Origin of the sequence: Ferruginibacter sp. HRS2-29 (assembly GCF_024343615.1) — a bacterium.
In the GTDB taxonomy this organism is placed as follows: Bacteria; Bacteroidota; Bacteroidia; order Chitinophagales; family Chitinophagaceae; genus Ferruginibacter.
Window position 1 is genome coordinate 1 of the sequence record NZ_RJUB01000062.1, and the last position, 2,700, is coordinate 2,700.

General features: G+C 42.4%; 4 protein-coding genes. 3 read left to right on the plus strand and 1 reads right to left on the minus strand.

Annotated elements, in window-relative coordinates; all coding sequences use genetic code 11:
- Positions 1 to 891 (minus strand): D-alanyl-D-alanine carboxypeptidase/D-alanyl-D-alanine-endopeptidase (locus EGI32_RS10870; RefSeq protein WP_255155409.1); only part of this gene is annotated, 891 nt, incomplete at its 3' end.
- A 46-nt stretch (positions 892 to 937) separates the two neighbouring features.
- Here EGI32_RS10870 and EGI32_RS10875 point away from each other — a divergent pair.
- The 3 genes from EGI32_RS10875 to EGI32_RS10885 all read left to right on the plus strand — a co-directional run.
- Positions 938 to 1,528, plus strand: a complete 591-nt coding sequence (locus EGI32_RS10875) for a Uma2 family endonuclease (protein ID WP_255155410.1) — start codon at positions 938 to 940, stop codon at positions 1,526 to 1,528.
- Between the two features lie 23 nt (positions 1,529 to 1,551).
- Positions 1,552 to 2,142, plus strand: a complete 591-nt coding sequence (locus EGI32_RS10880) for a Uma2 family endonuclease (protein ID WP_255155411.1) — start codon at positions 1,552 to 1,554, stop codon at positions 2,140 to 2,142.
- Between the two features lie 23 nt (positions 2,143 to 2,165).
- Positions 2,166 to 2,700: molybdopterin-binding protein (locus tag EGI32_RS10885; RefSeq protein ID WP_255155412.1), on the plus strand; the 535-nt coding region annotated here is incomplete at its 3' end.

Consider the following 2,700-nt stretch of genomic DNA (forward strand, 5'->3'; position numbering starts at 1 on the left):
TTTAAGCGCATAACTGAACGTGAACAGGCTATTGGTAAACCCTATACCCTCTTTTTTGATCGCGGCTGATACGGCCGTTAAAAAAGTCCCCGGCGGATTCGGCAATGCGCCGGCGACAATAAATTTGTTTTCCCCGACAGGAATAGTACCTGAAGCGAATATTTCTTTGCTGTAAGGCGCTGCATAAAGGTAAACATTATCGCCACTGCCTTTTTTGGCAGAACGTACCAGGTTGGTTATGTCATCGGCTATTACCGGAGGGTTGGTGGATACAATGACCGCTCTTTCGCCGATCGTATTGGTAGAAGCCAGTACAAGATCATATTGATTTTCGCGCCAGTTGAATCCCCAGGCTCCGGCACCATAATAATTTCCTATATCCTGCCATATCCATCCGTCGGGCACCGGGTTGTAAGAAAAATAGCGGTCATCGGAGTAAATATTTCCCTGAATATACTCAACACCGTTTTTCCTTAAAGATCCGGTGACCTTTTTCAACACATTTTCTTCAGAAGTTTGCTTCCAACGCCAGCTACCGAGCGTGGGGTCTCCGTTTCCAACAAAAAAAAGGTTTCCCAGCATGTTTCCTTCTTTGGGGATACTATCAGAACCAATCAAGGTTTTGTAATGGAAATCTTTTCCGAGTAGTTCAAAAGCACTGGCACTGGTGATCACTTTCTGGCAACTTGCAGGGGCGAGTCCGAGTTGTGCATTGCGGTCAAATATCACATTACCGGTGGAAGTCTCCACAACATACATCCCAACCATGGCATGCTCGAATTGTTTATCTTTTTCCAATACCGTGACAGCGGAAGCCAGCCGTGACTGCAGGTTTTGCGCAAACCCGTTGAAAACAACAAAAAACAGCGGTAAAAAAACAATTCCTTTCATGGTTGAAATATTCATTTATCAAAGCTAAAAGATTTAAATTTGATACATGGAAAATGTAACGGAAGAACCTGCGGTGAAATACAATCATTTTTCCCCGGAAGAATACCTGGCAATGGAGCGGGAAGCTACAGAGAAACATGAGTATTATCAGGGAGAGATCTTTGTTATGACCGGTGCTTCCCGGGAGCACAATGAGATCTTTTCAAATCTTTTTACAGAGATTGGATATAAATTAAAAGGCAAGGGCTGCAAACCTTATGGTGCTGATTTTCGCACGCATGTGCAAAAAAATACATTATATACTTACCCCGACATGCTCATTATTTGCGGCGAGCCGGAGCTTACGGACAACCATTTTGACACGGTCACCAATCCTTCTGTTATTATAGAAATATTATCAAAATCTACCCGCGATTATGATATCGGCAAAAAGTTCATGTTATACCGCGATATTCCTTCTTTGAAAGAATATATCGTTGTGGATTCCGAAAAAATGTTTGTGCAGAATAATACTAAGATCGCGGATAAAAGCTGGCAGATGACTGAATATAATGAAGCAGATGAGTCGCTGATAATAAATACTGTTCAGATCGGTATTTCATTGAAAGACATTTACAAGGCTGTTACTTTCAAATAACTCTTTATAATTAAACATGATGTATGGATAATGTAACGGAAGAACCTGCGGTGAAATACAATCATTTTTCCCCGGAAGAATACCTGGCCATGGAGCGGGAAGCTACAGAGAAACATGAGTATTATCAGGGTGAGATCTTTGCTATGAGCGGGGCATCGATCAATCATAGTAAAATTGCAACCAGAATTACAGGAGAACTCATCAGCAGGCTTCGTGGTAAACCTTGCCAGCCGTATAACAATGACCTTCGCATTCATATCCCAAAAAATACGTTGTATACATATCCTGACATTTCCATCATTTGTGGAGAACCTCAAACAACTGACAGCTCATTAGATACAGTGACAAATCCTTCAGTAATAATAGAAATACTCTCAAAATCAACTGCCAATTATGATCTGGGCCAAAAATTTTCACTATACCGGGAAATAGTATCCCTGAAGGAATATATCATCATTGATTCAGAATCAATATTCGTTCAAAAGAATATCCGCAATTCAGACAATAGCTGGCTGGTGACATATCATGATTCTATTGAAGTTTTTTTTGTAATCGATACTGTCCATTTAAACATTTCTTTGCAAGATATTTACGAAGGCATCTCATTCAAGTAATATATTTCTCTACTCATTCCACCATGATAAAAACTTCCATCATCACCATCGGCGATGAACTACTGATCGGACAGGTTATAGATACCAACAGCGCCTGGATGGCGCAGGAATTGAATAAAGCAGGTATAGCCGTTCTGCGCCGTGTAGCCGTTGGCGATACCCGCGACGCAATCTGGAACGCCCTCGATGAAGAAAGCCGTCATGCCGATATTATCCTCATCACCGGTGGCCTGGGCCCTACCGCCGATGATATCACCAAACCCTTGCTGACAGAATATTTCGGCGGAAACCTGATCGTTGATGAAGGTGCTTTGCGCAATCTTCAGTATTTATTTGAAACTGTTTTCAAAAGGCCACTTACGGAAAGAAATCTCAAGCAGGCAGAAGTTCCCGACAATTGCAAAGTATTGCTCAACAAACGCGGAACCGCACCGGGTATGCTTTTTGAAAAAAATGGCATAGTGTACGTGAGCATGCCGGGCGTTCCCCACGAGATGCAGGGAATGATGACCGACGATGTGATCCCTTATATCCGGCGAAGTTTTCCGCTGCCGTTCA

What these genes read in the sequence shown, in the direction of transcription:
- EGI32_RS10875 (WP_255155410.1), top strand. Translation starts at nt 938, where the DNA reads ATGGAAAATGTAACGGAAGAACCTGCGGTGAAATACAATCATTTTTCC.
- EGI32_RS10880 (WP_255155411.1), top strand. Translation starts at nt 1,552, where the DNA reads ATGGATAATGTAACGGAAGAACCTGCGGTGAAATACAATCATTTTTCC.